Source organism: Aquirufa antheringensis, assembly GCF_004307425.1.
Taxonomy (GTDB): domain Bacteria; phylum Bacteroidota; class Bacteroidia; order Cytophagales; family Spirosomataceae; genus Aquirufa; species Aquirufa antheringensis.
The window spans coordinates 246372-259757 of record NZ_SEWZ01000003.1 but is presented as its reverse complement, the minus strand read 5'-3'; the positions used below and the strand labels follow the sequence as shown (position 1 = coordinate 259757).

The window sequence follows — 13386 nt, the reverse complement described above, 5'->3', positions numbered from 1 at the left end:
TTTCTCTAAACCAGATTAACAAAATGATTAACTCCTCTATTTACATTAAATCTCAGCAAGAGGTTTTCGATGTAGTGATCGTAGGTTCCGGTGCGGGTGGCGGTATGGCCGCGCACACGCTGGCAAAAGCCGGAGCAAAAGTGTGCATTCTGGAGGCTGGACAGCCTTTTGACCCGGCGGATCCAAAAGACATGACCCAAATGAAATGGCCCTACGAATCGCTTCGCCGCGGAGCGAGTTCTTCGCTACGTAATTTTGGCGATTTTGATGCGGCCTATGGTGGCTGGGATATCGAAGGAGAACCCTACACGCGAAAAGAGGGGACAAAGTTTGATTGGTTCCGCTCTCGGATGGTGGGTGGTCGTACGAACCACTGGGGACGTATTTCCTTGCGATTTGGTCCAGATGATTTTAAAAGAAAAAGTATCGATGGCCTAGGCGATGACTGGCCTATCGGATATGATGATATGAAGCCTTATTACGATAAGGTAGATCAAATGATTGGGGTTTTTGGCACAAATGAAGGCCTAAGAAATGATCCAGATGGCTATTTCTTGCCTCCTCCTAAGCCTCGTCTACACGAATTAATGATCAAAAAGGCGAACAAAGCCTTAGGCATCCCGACCTATCCGTCGCGCATGTCGATGTTAACGAAACCGATTAACAACGAGCGTGGTTCTTGCTTTTATTGCGGACAATGTAACCGCGGTTGCTCTGCCTACGCCGATTTCTCGTCCTCATCCGTATTAGTAAAACCAGCTGTCCAAACAGGTAACACGACTTTACTTCCTTTCGCCATGGCGCGAGAAGTCATGACAGATCCTGTGACAGGCTTAGCAACGGGCGTTTCTTATGTGCATACAGGCACGATGATGGAGTATTCTGTCAAAGGAAAAATCGTTGTTTTAGCTGCCTCTGCTGGTGAAACAGCTCGTTTATTATTGAATTCGAAAAGCGCACGCTTCCCTAATGGTATTGCTAATTCCAGCGGCGTCGTAGGGAAATACATCAATGACTCCACTGGAGCCTCTCGTTCCGCGATTATCCCGTCTTTATTTGACCGGAAACGCTATAACGAAGATGGTGTGGGCGGGATGCACGTGTATACGCCTTGGTGGTTAGATAACAAAAAATTAGACTTCCCACGTGGCTACCACATCGAATACGGTGGTGGTATGGGAATGCCTAACTACGGTTTCGGCTGGGGAATCGAAGGCTTAAACGGGAGGGAGAATTTCAACCGCGATGGAATTAAGAAAGCGGCTGGAGGGTATGGTGCGACCTTGAAAGAGGATTACCGCCGATTCTATGGTGCTTACGTCGGTTTTGCAGGACGTGGAGAACCTGTGCCTCGCGAGGACAACTATTGTGAAATTGATCCGAACGTCGTAGACAAATTCGGTATCTCAGTGCTTCGTTTTAATTACAAATGGAGCGATTACGAAGTGAAGCAGGCCAAACACATGCAAGACACCTTCGAAGAGATTATTCACTCGATGGGTGGCGAGGCTTTGGGCAAGAAACCAGGCGCAGAAAACAACTACGGTTTAGCTGACCCAGGTCGCATTATTCACGAAGTAGGAACGGCTCGTATGGGTAACGATAAGAATACGTCGGTGCTCAATTCGAACTGCCAAGCGCACGACGTGAAGAACTTGTTCGTAGCAGATGCCGCTCCATTCGTATCTCAAGGAGATAAAAACGCGACTTGGACGATTTTGGCATTATCCTTACGTACATCTGAATACATTATCGATCAACGCAAAAAAGGCAACCTGTAAGATGAAAAGAAGAGACTATTTAAAAAATATGGGCTTAAGTTCACTGGGCTTAGCCGTTTTCAATCCGGATGAAAAAGCGATTGAGAATTTAAATCTCGGCAAAGTTCCGGTCAAAAGACCGAACGGTCGTACGCAAGATGAAGCGGAACAAGAAGCTGCGCTAAAAGCGGAAGTATTCTTGAACGCACACGAGTTAGCGACGATTACGGTGCTATCTGATATCATCATTCCGGCAGACAAGAAATCTGGCAGTGCATCTCAATCAGGTGTAACAGCCTTTATTGAGTTCATCGTCAAAGACAAAACGGAATTTAAGACGCCTATGCGCGGTGGATTACGTTGGTTAGATGTAGAATCGAATAAGCGTTTTTCTAAAAACTTCATCGATATTACGCCCAAACAGCGGATTAACATCGTAGATGATATCGCGTACCCGGGCAAAACGCCTAAACATTTATCCCAAGGAGAATCATTTTTTACATTGATGCGCAATTTAACAGCAACCGGATTCTATACCTCTAAAATCGGTATCGAAGACCTCGAATACAAAGGAAATACACCGAATCAATGGAACGGAGTTCCAGACGATGTATTAAAACAATATGGTTTAAGTTATGACGCCTAGTCGTTTCGTTAGACCTACTATTTTTCAATCCATACCAGGCCTCGTGGCGGGTGTTAGCACTCGCCACGGCGGCTTGAGTGAAGGTCCTTATTCCTCTTTAAACGTAGGCGTCCACACCGATGATGCGCCCGAAGTCATTGAACAGAATCTTTCTCTTCTTTGCGCTGACGTAGGCATTGCGCCAGCCGATTTAGCTCGTTCCTACCAGGTGCACGGCGATAAAATTTGGGTAACAGGTAGAACTGGATATCAATCCGGATTCGATGCGATGATTTCAGTTCAACCGGGAGTTTTTGCGGGCGTGGGAATCGCTGATTGCACCCCTATTTTAGTAGCAGACCCCGTTACGCGCGTTTGTGCGGCCATACATGCGGGATGGAAAGGAACAGTCGCTAGGATTGTTGAGAAAACTGCCAAACGCATGATTGAGAACCGAGGGTCTAATCCTGCGGACCTATTAGTCTACATTGGACCTTGCATCAGTTTCGCTCATTTCGAAGTTGGAGACGAAGTGGCAGCGCAATTTTCGGAAGAATTCAAAACGCGAAAAGGGGCCAAATGGCACGTCGATTTAAAAGCTGCGAATGAAGCCCAATTACGCGCATTAGGTATTCAACAAATAGAGATAGATCCTTCCTGCACGGTGGAGAATAATGCAGACTTCTTTTCACACCGAATGGAAAAGGGCGTGACAGGTAGAATGCTGGCCCTAATTGGATTTCAGGTTGCGTAGGAACATTTGTCGATTCAAATTCTCCTTTGGCAAAAATTCATAGGCTTTCTTGTAATCCTTCTTCTTTAAATCTCCATTCTTCACCGATTTAATGAAATTGATCCAAGCGAAAGGATTCGTGAATGCTAACATCGGATCATTAAAGAAATTCTTGTTAGCCTGAGAAGAAATCATCAGATCTGAGAAATTTCTAAAATTCGAAGAGGCTCCCATACCGGCTTGCAAGGCGAATACGTTCAATTTAGACTGTTCTAAATTTCTTCTAACCGTCTCTCGCTCTTTTGCATCACGTAATTCCATGGCTAAAAAAGCTTGCTTAAACTCTTCCTCGCTTGAATGAGGGAAAACTTTGACCTCCCGCAACATCGTCGTCATCTCTTCCATCGGAATGATCACTTGGTGCACTAAATCTGTATCACGCGGCACGATATAGTATTTTTTCTTGTAACCAATGTAGGAAATCACCAGACTATCCCCGGGAAAAACGTACATATCCACTTGACCAAAATTATCACTTAAGGCACCACGACCGGCTTGGGGATTGAAGATATAGGCCAAAGGTAGGAACTCCGCATTACTCGAAGCAACCACACGACCTTGAAATAAGACTGTTTTGTCCTGCCCTTGGGAAAAAGCAGTAAGCGATACCAAGCAGAAAGCCAGCGCACCTATTACACGAACAGCCAATCGTTTTTTCATAAGGCCGAAATTAAGCAAAAATTGAATTCGGAACTGTTAAAGCCTGTTAAAGCTTTCCGTTTGGAAATAATTTCAAGAACGTAATGATGAACGGAATCGAAAGTAACAAGCCATCAAAACGATCTAAGAAGCCACCATGACCCGGAATGGTATCTGCAGAGTCTTTGATCTTGATACTTCGCTTAAACAAAGATTCCACTAAATCTCCGTAGGTACCAGCTACTACAATGATGATTCCGATACCAAACCATTGCCAAGACGCATAATTCGTGTAATACATCGACAACACATAAGCGACAATCATAGCGGCAATTAATCCACCTATACTTCCCTCCCAGGATTTTTTAGGGGAAACACGTTCGAATAGTTTCGTCTTGCCAAATTTCGTGCCCGCAAAATAGGCCCCAGAATCACTAGCCCATAAAAGGAAGAGACAGCCTAAGATGATTTGAGGGTCATAGGTTTCGTTTTTAATAAAAGCCAAAACGGTTAACAAGGCGAATGGCAAGGCCACATAAATAATCCCTAAAAAGGTATAAGCAATGTTTTTAAAGGGCTTTTCGTCTTTCGCATTGTATAGTTTAATGAAGAAAATCAAGGCTAACAGAGGCGATAAAATGTAATAATTCGAGTAAGCGATCTCTCCTTTCTCAATAAAAAAGGTCAACAGATGGAGCACTACACCGCAAAAAGTTCCGTAAAAAGTAAGTGGTAAATTATCGCTAATACTACCTACTAATTTATAAAATTCTAGCTGCGCAGCCACTCCGATTAACAGGAATAAACCTAAAAAAGTATAGTCGCTAAACAATACACAAAAAAGCAAAAAAGGCACCGCTATGATAGCTGCGATCACCCGTTGTTGCAAATTAGACATCTCACGTAAACCCATAAATCTTATTTTTCTAAACGCATGCTATGCAAGCGTCGTATGTAAAACACCACTAAGCCGAAAGAGATCACCACTGACCACCAAGGCGTCAATTCTCCTAATTTCTCCGGATCTACCGCAATTTGTTTCTGCTGATACATATACTGCATGGTCAGTGTCCAGCCATTATTGAACAAATGGGCCACAATGGGAATCCAGATATTGCGATTCCACACATACAAATACCCAAAAAAGGCCCCTAAAAATAAGCGCGGAAAGAAGCCAAAAAACTGAAAGTGAATAAAGCTAAAAATGCCAGCGGACACCCAAATCGCCACGTGATGATTTCCCGTATAACGTTCAAAAAGCGACTGCAAAACGCCTCTAAAGAACAATTCTTCACCCAGCGCCGCTAAACCAGCAATGACCGCTAGACCCATAGCAAAGTCAGTAGGACTCCGGAAATCAAGTAAAAATTTCGTCAATTCTGCCATTTGTGTTTCAGAGGCACGCATCCATTTTTCAGTTTCTTCGAAACCGGCCGGAAAAACAATAGATTCATTCCATTTGATAAGAAATTCCATCACGGGCATTCCCACTAATAGAGTAATAATCGTCCACAAAAACAGGCGATAATCTGGTGTTGGCCCTAATGAAAGAGAATTTAAATCGCGTTTTTCTGACCAACGCAAATAGGCCCAAGAACTTGCCACAAAGGTAAAAAGTGCTGAAAACCATTGAAACGACATCAATGCACGCAAGCCATTTTCATAGTTTTGAGGATGTACTAAAAAATCAATCACGGATTTTTGAAGCACAAGTTCATTATTGATGGGCATTCCTGTAATGATCACAACAGAAAATAAACCGATAAATTGACCGATAAAACCACCCAAAAGGAAAAATCCGAATAATATTAAGATTTTAGACAGCAAACCGATGTAACGTTCGGGGCCTTGAAAATTGTTATCTACCATAATGCTCGTAAATTTACGGAATTTTTAATCAGAATGGTAAAGATAGGTAACATCGAGCTTGGCTCATTTCCATTGCTATTAGCGCCCATGGAGGACGTGTCAGATCCACCGTTCCGTGCGGTTTGTAAAGCGAATGGCGCTGATTTGATGTATACGGAATTTATTTCCTCCGAAGGACTGATTCGGGACGCTGCAAAAAGTGTTCAAAAACTCGATATTTTTGAATATGAGCGCCCGATTGGGATTCAACTTTTTGGTAGTTCCATCGAAACGATGGCCTCTTGCGCAGAAATCGCCACGAAGGCAGGACCGGATTTAATTGACATTAATTATGGCTGCCCCGTAAAACAAGTGGCCTGCAGAGGTGCTGGAGCCGCTTTATTACAAGATATCCCTAAAATGGTGGCGATGACTAAAGCCGTTGTCGATGCCACCCACTTACCAGTGACCGTTAAAACACGATTAGGCTGGGACGATTCTACAAAAAATATTGAGGATGTGGCCGAAAGACTTCAGGACATCGGGATTCAAGCCTTGACCATTCACGGCAGAACGCGCGTACAGATGTACAAAGGCGCTGCGGACTGGGAATTGATCTCAAAAGTGAAGAATAACCCACGGATCAAAATTCCTATTTTCGGAAATGGCGATATTGATTCGCCAGAAAAAGCCAAAGAATACCGTGATCGTTATGAAGTAGATGGCATTATGATTGGACGGGCGTCCATTGGCTACCCCTGGATTTTTAATGAGATTAAACATTATTTAGCCACGGGGGAACATTTGGCCCCTCCTTCCCTACAACAACGTCTACAAGTTTGCCTCGATCACCTCGAATTTTCGATCCGCTGGAAAGGAAATCACGGGGGAATCGTCGAAATGCGCCGCCATTACGCGAATTATTTCCGTGGCATGGACCATTTCAAACCTTTCAGAACTCGTTTAGTCACTACCTATGAATTCGAAGAAATCAAAGGGATTCTAAACGAAATCGCAGCGCATTACGCTGGAGAACCCTTACACGCCTAATGGAAAACAAGCAAAAATCCCCTGTATTACTCGTCATCTTAGCCTTTACGGCCCTGTCCTTAATCTGGGGAAGCTCTTTCATCTTAGTGAAGAAAAGTTTAGTCTATTACAGTTCACCGCAAGTGGGTGCTTTGCGCATATTTGCAGCCTTCATATTCTTCATTCCCGTGTTTTTAAAGCAAAGACATGAGGTAAAAAAAGAGCATTGGAAAAGCTTTTTATTAGCCGGTTTAACGGGAAATTTAATCCCAGCGATCCTATTTTCTATTGCCGGAAAGCACTTGACTTCTGCCTTATCAGGGATGCTAAATGCCTTCACTCCTTTGTTTACGTTAATTGTAGGTATTCTTTTGTTCAAGCAGGGTTTTCAATGGCGCCAGATGCTAGGAATAATACTAGGAATCGCCGGTTGTTTCGGCTTGATAGTGGGTGGAGAAGGATTTAATGTGGACTTTAATTACCACGCACTTTGGGTGGTGTTAGCTACCTTCTTGTATGGTTTTAACCTACATATCGTGAAGACCAAATTATCAGGATTAAATCCCTTCACGTCTACGGCGGGCATCTTTATGGCGATTGGACCACTTTCATTGATCCTATTAGCCTCCACTGGATTCTTCTCTCAGGCCATCGAATGGTGGCCGTTTTTAGCCGCTTGTTCTTTAGGCGTTTTCGGCTCAGCCATCGCGATGGTGTTATTTAATCAATTGATCAAATGGACGAACGCGATTGTGGCCAGTTCTGTGACCTACATCATTCCAATAGTGGCCGTGGGTTGGGGCGTTTTCGATGGCGAGCAGGTATATCTATCACAATTCATCGCGATGATTGTGCTATTAATCGGGGTATACGAAATCAACCGATCAAAGGCCTGATTTTGACTCGATTATTTTTGATTCAATAATGGGCCCGCGCTCCCCTATGCCATTCTCGTTGAAAGCTTCAATTTGGAAATAATAGGTCTTGCCGCGGTCCATGGATTTGAAATAATATTCATTTGCCCCAAAAACCTGCACTGACGTGTACATTTTGTCCGGTGCAATTCCAGAGTAGATGACATAACCCGTCGCATTCGGCTTGTGACCCCATTTTAACCAGGCGCTGCGCGAATCATGTTCGCCCCGCAAGACCAATAGATCCTTAATGACACCCGGCTTTTGGCCATGTCCAAAACCAAAGGCCCGAATCCCCGAAATCGCGAATTTACCCGCCGCCATGTGGTGATTTACTAACTTTAAATACCTCACTTCCACAGGCTTCTTTAATTCGACATAATCGTGCGGAATGTCTGTTTTATTCGTAGATTTATCGATAATCAACTCCCATTTCTGGCCATCCTTGCTACCTAATACTTGGTATTGATGGTAAATACCATTCATTTTCCCTAAGAAACTCGAATCAACATCTTGATCCGCATAATTCAATTGCAAGGCTTTCAACGTAGAAATCTCCCCTAAATCCGTCTCAATCCACTCCCCTTTTTTCGAGGACGCAGCAGACCAATAGGTTTTCATTTGCTCATCTACCGCAAAATTCGCGGAATAACCCGGCAAACTCGAGGATACTCGCACGGGCTTATTGTAATTCAACAGCATCCAACCCGTGAATAAATCCGACGGAGTATCCACTTTTTTCGTGGGCATATAGTAGGGATAATCACCATATGCCGTATTCGTATACATAATTCCGTCTTCATCAAAATACGTAGGCCAAAGTCCCAGACGACGTTCAAAACTATTCTTCACCGCAATCGTGATCGTAGATACATGCCACCAATTGCCGTATTGCCCCTCAAATGTCGCTCCGTGCCCCGCACCTCGTGTAAATCCACCCGGTTTGAACGAAAACGGGTTGTGTGCTTGGTAGGTAAACGGCCCCATCGGATGATCTGCCGTATACACCCCATCGCCGTAGGCAGAAAATTCTGTCCCCGGAGCGCCGTATTGCAAATAATATTTTCCCTTGTATTTATTCATCCAGGCTCCCTCCATAAAGGGTTTCAAGAACGTATTGTCCTGGTATTCCCCAAAACGTTCCCAGCCATGCACCTCATCATTTAATTTAATCAAGTCCTTGCGTTCCCCTATCGGCTGCAAGGTCTTGCGATCCAACTCCTGTCCATACATCGGATAAAAATTACTCGAACCATGGTATAAATAAAGCCTGTTGTCATCATCTAAAAAGAAAGCGGGATCCCAGGCACCAGCCGTAAAGGCGTGAACAGCTTCTTTCCAAGTGTCCGTTTCCGGTTTTTGGGAATACCAAAGCGTAAAATCTTTCGCATACGTGGAACCGATCACTAGCAAACTGTCCCCTAGCGTAAGCGTCGCTGGTGCACACAATTCATCATAGACTTTATGGTAAGGTTGCAAGAAGCGGCGAGAAACAAAGTTCCATTGTAACATATCCTTGCTCCACCAATAGCCCCATTGATTTGTGGAAAACAAATAGTATTTGCCTTTGAAATACGAAATCACGGGATCTGCTGTAGCTCGGTGACGCCCCTGTTCTGAGAAATTAGGGATAGGTGTAAAACCATAATCCAAGTTCATCGGGTTACAATAAGTAGAAGGCGACGAAACGGTTTGCGCGCTAGCTGAAAAAGTAAAAGACAAAATAAAAAGCAGCAATGCTGGAACAATTTTCATAGTTTTGAGGTCATATAGGTGCCAGTCAAATCCGGCCTAATCGATGAGCAAATTAAATAAATTTCAGGGAATTATTTGGGCGATCGTATTGATTACGTTGTGGAGCGCGAATTTAGCCTATTGGATCAACGCAGATTTCAGCTGGTCTGACCCTTGGATTTACGTCGCCATCCTTATTCAAACGCATATGTACACGGGCTTATTCATTACTTCACATGATGCCATTCATGGAGTAGTTTATGCAGAAAATCCTCGCCTAAATCACGCCATCGGACGTTTATGCACCATCCTTTTCGCTTTTAACGATTACAGCACTTTACGTGCCAAACACCATTTGCACCACGCTCATGTCAATACGGATAATGATCCAGATGTACACCAGGGTCCCTTTTTGTTCTGGTGGTTCAAATTTATTTGGCAATATGTGACTTGGAAACAAGTGCTGGCGATGGCCATTACCTATAATGTGTTGAAGATCTGGTTTCCGATGTGGAATTTGATCTTGTTTTGGGAAGTGCCCGCGATCTTGAGTACGCTGCAATTATTTATTTTCGGAACCTATTTGCCGCACCGAGGTGAACACGCAGCGGACAACAAACAGCAATCAAGAAGCCAAAGTAAAAACCATATTTGGGCGTTTATTTCCTGCTACTTTTTTGGCTATCATTTTGAACACCATGCGCATCCCTATTTGCCTTGGTATAAATTACCCAAAGCCAAGGACGAAAGCCTTGCCTAGACCTAGATTTTTCCTAAATTTGCATCGCACAAAATCGACATAAACGAGCTCCTCATGAAAGAACCTAAATACAAACGCATTTTATTGAAACTTTCAGGCGAATCTCTTTCGACAGATGGAGAAGTGATTGACCCAACCATTCTTGGTCAATATGCCGCTGAAATCAAAAAGGTGCATGATTTAGGAGTTGAAGTAGCTATCGTGATTGGTGGTGGCAATATATTCCGCGGTGCGAGTGCTGCGAAAGCAGGCATTGACCGCGTGCAAGGCGATTACATGGGCATGTTAGCGACTGTAATTAACGGAATGGCGGTTCAGGCTTCTTTGGAAAAACAAGGATTGTACACCCGCATGATGACAGCCATCAAAGTAGAAGCCGTTTGCGAGCCCTTCATCCGCCGCCGTGCGATGCGTCACTTAGAAAAAGGCCGTATCGTGATTTTTGGTGCAGGAACAGGTAACCCGTATTTCACAACAGATTCTACTGCCTCTCTTCGAGCAATCGAAATCGAAGCCGATGTGGTATTAAAAGGAACTCGCGTGGATGGAGTCTACACCGCTGATCCAGAGAAAGATGCGACAGCAACTCGTTATACGCATTTGAGCTTTTCAGAGGCTATCTCTAAAGGCTTGAAAATTATGGATACCACGGCATTCACTTTATGCCAAGAAAATAACGTACCCATCATCGTGTTCGACATGAACAAGGAGGGTAACTTAGCCGCCTTAGTATCGGGTGAGGATGTAGGAACATTAATTAGTTAATTGATAAAATGGAAGAAATCGAATTCTATATTGACGCCACTGTCGAAACCATGGACGGTGCGATCAAGCACTTAAACATTGAGTTATCGAAGATTAGAGCTGGTAAAGCGAGCCCATCCATGTTAGATGGTTTGACCATCGATTATTATGGTATGCAAACAGCTATTTCAGGTGCTGCTTCAGTGACCACTCCAGATGCGCGTACGATTGCGATCAAGCCTTTTGAGAAAGGTATTTTCGCGGAGATAGAGAAGTCTATCCGTAACTCCAGCTTAGGTTTAAATCCAATGAATGATGGGGAAATCATTCGTTTATCGATTCCTCCGTTGACTGAAGAGCGTCGCCGTGATTTAGTGAAGCGTTGCAAGCAAGAAATTGAGGTCGCTAAGATCAACATTCGCAATGCCCGTCAAGACGGAAACAATAGCATCAAGAAATTAAAGGGTGATGGCGTATCAGAAGATGCGATCAAAGAGGCAGAAGATAAGATCCAAAAGAAAACGGATGCCTACATCGCGAAGATCGACCAGGTCTTTAACGAAAAGGAGAAAGACATCATGTCAGTATAAATAGAAAGCCTCGAAATTCGAGGCTTTTTTTATAGTTCTAAACCCAAGGCATAACCCGTTTCAAGCATTCTGCGAATGTCCATTTTCGTAAAACGTTGGATATCGATGCTGAGAGGTTGCTTCGGTCGAATAATCGTTAATTTCACTTCCGAACGCTGCATTCGAAGGTCCGCATTCAAAATCTCATTTACCGCGATATCCATCACCCGATCGACTAAGGCTAATAAATCTCCGGAATCAAAGTCCCCTCCCTCAATCATCTCGGTGTGACAGGCAATGACCACAATTTCTTTGGCCCCATCATTAATAGCCTTCTGTAAAGGCGCTACATCACGTAAACCGCCATCTAAGTAGGATTTACGTTTCTCCGATTGAATCTGCACCACGGGCATCAAAATGGGCACAGCAGAGGACGCCATCAGGTAGTCCTGGAAATTTTCAAAACTAGGATCCACGTAATGCATCGATCCCTCCATAATATTCACTGCACCTACTTTTAAACCGACGGGACTTGCCTGTAAATTCCGATCCTCCAACACTTCACTCAACAGATTGCGCAAAGGACTCGTATCCACTAAACCTTTGAACTTCTTCGTCAGAGCTGTCCACCCTAATTGAAAAATGTTGAATGGTTTAGATAGGCAGTCTGGGCAAGTAATTCGCAGTTCCCAGAAATCCCATAAATCCTGCGCTGCCTGTGGATAGGAAATAGGAGTTCCGCTATTCGCTTGTTGGCCAAACTGGTTCACTAAATAGGCTGCATTTAAGCTTCCAGCAGATACCCCATAAATCGCATCTGGCTGGTAACCTTTCTCAAAAAGCGCCTTGATAACACCCGCTTGAAACGCCCCTTTGACGGAACCGCCCGCCAAGACTAAAATCTGACTCATAATACCTTTTTATCCACAATTCTGATTAAATTTACGCAATTTACTGATTCAAACAATCCCCATGCCCTACTCTATCTCTTCTATTCAAGCCCCCATCGATGATTCGATGAAGGCATTCGAAGGGAAGTTCAAAACTTTTATGAAGACAAAAGTGATGTTGCTCGACACCATCATGCATTATATTGTCCAAAGAAAGGGAAAACAGATGCGACCCATGTTCGTCTTCTTGACGGCAGGATGTATGGGAGAGATCACGGAGAAAACATTTAGGGGAGCAGCTCTCATTGAGCTATTGCACACCGCCACTCTAGTCCACGACGACGTCGTTGATGATTCGAATTATAGACGCGGTTTCTTTTCCATTAATGCGATTTGGAAGAATAAGATTGCCGTTTTAGTGGGTGATTACTTACTTTCTAAAGGACTTTTGCTTTCCGTGGAAAACGAGGATTTCGATCTTTTAAAATCGGTGTCTACGGCCGTTCGCGAAATGTCAGAAGGTGAATTATTGCAAATCGAAAAAGCACGAAAACTAGACATCACAGAGGATGTCTATTTTGATATTATTACGAAGAAAACGGCGACGCTAATCGCTGCTTGCTGTGCAGTCGGATTTCAATCTGCCGGCGCTGATGCGGAGATGGTGGAGAAGGCGCGTTTGTTTGGCGAGAAAGTAGGTATCGCTTTCCAAATCAAAGATGACTTGTTTGATTACGGGGATGCCGAAATTGGGAAACCTTTGGGAATCGACATCAAAGAGAAAAAGATGACCTTGCCGCTGATTTTTGCCCTGCAAAACACAGACACTTCGACTAAAAAGCGTATCATTCAGATGATCAAAAAAGAGTCAGAGGATGCTAATAAAGTGCGCGAGGTGATTGATTTCGTTAAATCGACCGGAGGCTTGGCTTACGCAAACCAAAAAATGAATGAAATCGCAGAGGAAGCTCGTGCGATCCTAGCGACTTTTCCCGCCTCAGAATACCGCAACTCGTTAGGCGACCTAATCAGCTACACGATAGAACGCAATAAATAAAAAAAGGGAACCATTTCTGATTCC

Annotated in this window: 14 protein-coding genes; 9 read left to right on the top strand and 5 right to left on the bottom strand. The window is 43.9% G+C overall.

Annotated features, from left to right (window positions below; genetic code table 11):
* Nucleotides 1–23: 23 nt before the first annotated feature.
* From EWU21_RS06950 to pgeF, 3 genes are read left to right on the top strand one after another with little or no spacing between them, the layout of a single operon-like run.
* Entirely contained in the window at nt 24–1781 is a 1758-nt protein-coding gene (locus EWU21_RS06950) for a GMC oxidoreductase (protein ID WP_130896093.1), read from the top strand.
* A gap of 1 nt (nt 1782) precedes the next feature.
* Nucleotides 1783–2406: a gluconate 2-dehydrogenase subunit 3 family protein gene (locus EWU21_RS06945; protein WP_130896092.1), complete on the top strand. Its 624-nt coding sequence runs from the start codon at nt 1783–1785 to the stop codon at nt 2404–2406.
* A complete protein-coding gene (gene pgeF, locus EWU21_RS06940) occupies nt 2396–3139 on the top strand; it encodes a peptidoglycan editing factor PgeF (RefSeq protein WP_130896091.1) in 744 nt (247 codons plus the stop codon). Before EWU21_RS06945 ends, pgeF begins: the two co-directional genes overlap by 11 nt.
* On the opposite strand, the gene EWU21_RS06935 is transcribed toward pgeF, so the two are convergent.
* From EWU21_RS06935 to EWU21_RS06925, 3 genes are read right to left on the bottom strand one after another with little or no spacing between them, the layout of a single operon-like run.
* Complete coding sequence (locus EWU21_RS06935; protein ID WP_130896090.1) at nt 3116–3838, bottom strand: peptidase associated/transthyretin-like domain-containing protein; 723 nt, start codon at nt 3836–3838, stop codon at nt 3116–3118. The two genes, pgeF and EWU21_RS06935, sit on opposite strands and share 24 nt — an antisense overlap.
* 46 nt (nt 3839–3884) lie before the next feature.
* Entirely contained in the window at nt 3885–4730 is an 846-nt protein-coding gene (locus tag EWU21_RS06930) for a phosphatidate cytidylyltransferase (RefSeq protein WP_236633198.1), read from the bottom strand.
* Between the two features lie 5 nt (nt 4731–4735).
* A complete protein-coding gene (locus EWU21_RS06925) occupies nt 4736–5686 on the bottom strand; it encodes a CPBP family intramembrane glutamic endopeptidase (protein ID WP_130896089.1) in 951 nt (316 codons plus the stop codon).
* 33 nt (nt 5687–5719) lie between these two features.
* Between EWU21_RS06925 and dusB the strand changes: the two genes are divergently transcribed.
* Together dusB and EWU21_RS06915 are read left to right on the top strand one after the other, a co-directional pair.
* Entirely contained in the window at nt 5720–6715 is a 996-nt protein-coding gene (gene dusB / locus EWU21_RS06920; RefSeq protein WP_130896088.1) for a tRNA dihydrouridine synthase DusB, read from the top strand.
* Nucleotides 6715–7590 carry a DMT family transporter gene (locus EWU21_RS06915; protein ID WP_130896087.1) on the top strand — a complete coding sequence of 292 codons (876 nt, stop codon included), beginning with the start codon at nt 6715–6717 and terminating at the stop codon, nt 7588–7590. Before dusB ends, EWU21_RS06915 begins: the two co-directional genes overlap by 1 nt.
* On the opposite strand, the gene EWU21_RS06910 is transcribed toward EWU21_RS06915, so the two are convergent.
* Nucleotides 7579–9363 (bottom strand): family 43 glycosylhydrolase, encoded by a 1785-nt coding sequence (locus EWU21_RS06910; RefSeq protein WP_130896086.1) that lies wholly within the window; start codon nt 9361–9363, stop codon nt 7579–7581. The two genes, EWU21_RS06915 and EWU21_RS06910, sit on opposite strands and share 12 nt — an antisense overlap.
* A 43-nt stretch (nt 9364–9406) precedes the next feature.
* Here EWU21_RS06910 and EWU21_RS06905 point away from each other — a divergent pair, with 43 nt between their 5' ends.
* The 3 genes from EWU21_RS06905 to frr are packed head-to-tail and all read left to right on the top strand — an operon-like array spanning nt 9407 to nt 11436.
* Nucleotides 9407–10102 carry a fatty acid desaturase gene (locus EWU21_RS06905; protein WP_130896085.1) on the top strand — a complete coding sequence of 232 codons (696 nt, stop codon included), beginning with the start codon at nt 9407–9409 and terminating at the stop codon, nt 10100–10102.
* A gap of 54 nt (nt 10103–10156) precedes the next feature.
* Nucleotides 10157–10867, top strand: coding sequence for a UMP kinase (gene pyrH / locus EWU21_RS06900; protein ID WP_130896084.1), 711 nt, complete (start codon nt 10157–10159; stop codon nt 10865–10867).
* Between the two features lie 8 nt (nt 10868–10875).
* Nucleotides 10876–11436, top strand: a complete 561-nt coding sequence (gene frr / locus EWU21_RS06895; protein ID WP_130896083.1) for a ribosome recycling factor — start codon at nt 10876–10878, stop codon at nt 11434–11436.
* Nucleotides 11437–11465: 29 nt separating this feature from the next.
* Here the strand turns inward: frr and EWU21_RS06890 are convergent, their stop codons facing one another.
* Nucleotides 11466–12326 (bottom strand): patatin-like phospholipase family protein, encoded by an 861-nt coding sequence (locus EWU21_RS06890; RefSeq protein WP_130896082.1) that lies wholly within the window; start codon nt 12324–12326, stop codon nt 11466–11468.
* 61 nt (nt 12327–12387) lie between these two features.
* Between EWU21_RS06890 and EWU21_RS06885 the strand changes: the two genes are divergently transcribed.
* Nucleotides 12388–13362 (top strand): polyprenyl synthetase family protein, encoded by a 975-nt coding sequence (locus EWU21_RS06885; protein WP_130896081.1) that lies wholly within the window; start codon nt 12388–12390, stop codon nt 13360–13362.
* The last annotated feature ends 24 nt before the right edge of the window (nt 13363–13386 follow it).

What these genes read in the sequence shown, in the direction of transcription:
- EWU21_RS06950 (WP_130896093.1), top strand. Translation starts at nt 24, where the DNA reads ATGATTAACTCCTCTATTTACATTAAATCTCAGCAAGAGGTTTTCGAT.
- EWU21_RS06945 (WP_130896092.1), top strand. Translation starts at nt 1,783, where the DNA reads ATGAAAAGAAGAGACTATTTAAAAAATATGGGCTTAAGTTCACTGGGC.
- pgeF (WP_130896091.1), top strand. Translation starts at nt 2,396, where the DNA reads ATGACGCCTAGTCGTTTCGTTAGACCTACTATTTTTCAATCCATACCA.
- EWU21_RS06935 (WP_130896090.1), bottom strand. Translation starts at nt 3,838, where the DNA reads ATGAAAAAACGATTGGCTGTTCGTGTAATAGGTGCGCTGGCTTTCTGC.
- EWU21_RS06930 (WP_236633198.1), bottom strand. Translation starts at nt 4,730, where the DNA reads ATGGGTTTACGTGAGATGTCTAATTTGCAACAACGGGTGATCGCAGCT.
- EWU21_RS06925 (WP_130896089.1), bottom strand. Translation starts at nt 5,686, where the DNA reads ATGGTAGATAACAATTTTCAAGGCCCCGAACGTTACATCGGTTTGCTG.
- dusB (WP_130896088.1), top strand. Translation starts at nt 5,720, where the DNA reads ATGGTAAAGATAGGTAACATCGAGCTTGGCTCATTTCCATTGCTATTA.
- EWU21_RS06915 (WP_130896087.1), top strand. Translation starts at nt 6,715, where the DNA reads ATGGAAAACAAGCAAAAATCCCCTGTATTACTCGTCATCTTAGCCTTT.
- EWU21_RS06910 (WP_130896086.1), bottom strand. Translation starts at nt 9,363, where the DNA reads ATGAAAATTGTTCCAGCATTGCTGCTTTTTATTTTGTCTTTTACTTTT.
- EWU21_RS06905 (WP_130896085.1), top strand. Translation starts at nt 9,407, where the DNA reads ATGAGCAAATTAAATAAATTTCAGGGAATTATTTGGGCGATCGTATTG.
- pyrH (WP_130896084.1), top strand. Translation starts at nt 10,157, where the DNA reads ATGAAAGAACCTAAATACAAACGCATTTTATTGAAACTTTCAGGCGAA.
- frr (WP_130896083.1), top strand. Translation starts at nt 10,876, where the DNA reads ATGGAAGAAATCGAATTCTATATTGACGCCACTGTCGAAACCATGGAC.
- EWU21_RS06890 (WP_130896082.1), bottom strand. Translation starts at nt 12,326, where the DNA reads ATGAGTCAGATTTTAGTCTTGGCGGGCGGTTCCGTCAAAGGGGCGTTT.
- EWU21_RS06885 (WP_130896081.1), top strand. Translation starts at nt 12,388, where the DNA reads ATGCCCTACTCTATCTCTTCTATTCAAGCCCCCATCGATGATTCGATG.